The organism is Paraburkholderia sp. SIMBA_054, from assembly GCF_046534875.1.
Classification (GTDB): Bacteria; Pseudomonadota; Gammaproteobacteria; order Burkholderiales; family Burkholderiaceae; genus Paraburkholderia; species Paraburkholderia hospita.
Genome location: NZ_JAWRXV010001137.1, coordinates 1 through 257, shown reverse-complemented (window position 1 = coordinate 257; position 257 = coordinate 1). Strand labels below are relative to the sequence as shown.

Here is a 257-nt window from a genome sequence, read left to right as displayed (position 1 = left end):
AATGGCAACAACGTTGCGCAAACTATTAACTGGCGAACTACTTACTCTAGCTTCCCGGCAACAATTAATAGACTGGATGGAGGCGGATAAAGTTGCAGGACCACTTCTGCGCTCGGCCCTTCCGGCTGGCTGGTTTATTGCTGATAAATCTGGAGCCGGTGAGCGTGGGTCTCGCGGTATCATTGCAGCACTGGGGCCAGATGGTAAGCCCTCCCGTATCGTAGTTATCTACACGACGGGGAGTCAGGCAACTATGG

At 52.9% G+C, this 257-nt stretch carries 1 protein-coding gene; it reads left to right on the top strand.

Annotated elements, in window-relative coordinates; genetic code table 11:
* The coding region (locus SB822_RS58710; protein ID WP_410859325.1) for a serine hydrolase at positions 1–257 on the top strand (257 nt) is incomplete at both ends.